A 374-nucleotide genomic window follows, 5' to 3' on the forward strand; every position below is an offset into this window, starting at 1 on the left:
GGAGAACTTATCGTGCCGCATCTGACACTCGAGTACAGCGCCAATCTCGCTGACAATGAAAGTATTGGCCGCCTGTGCAAGACGCTCGCTCAATGTCTTGCCGGACAGCGCGAGAACGGGCAGGCTGTTTATCCGCTCGGCGGCATTCGTGTGCGCGCGTTGCGCTGCGAACACTATTGCATTGCCGATGGACGCGCCGACGCCGCCTTCCTGCACGCGAACCTGAAGATCGCCACCGGACGCTCTGAAGTCGTGAAAAAAGCTACCGGCCACGCGATATTCATGCTCATCAAGGAGCACTTTGCCGATGCATTCGAACAGAGTGGGCTCGCTTTGTCGCTGGAACTGAACGAGTTCAGCGAGGCCGGCACCTG

1 protein-coding gene is annotated in these 374 nt (G+C 58.6%); it reads left to right on the forward strand.

Annotated features, from left to right (window positions below):
- Positions 1-12 precede the first annotated feature (12 nt).
- Positions 13-374 (forward strand): 5-carboxymethyl-2-hydroxymuconate Delta-isomerase (locus EN874_RS32485; RefSeq protein WP_135884723.1); only part of this gene is annotated, 362 nt, incomplete at its 3' end.

Origin of the sequence: Mesorhizobium sp. M1D.F.Ca.ET.231.01.1.1, from assembly GCF_003999155.2 — a bacterium.
In the GTDB taxonomy this organism is placed as follows: domain Bacteria; phylum Pseudomonadota; class Alphaproteobacteria; order Rhizobiales; family Rhizobiaceae; genus Mesorhizobium.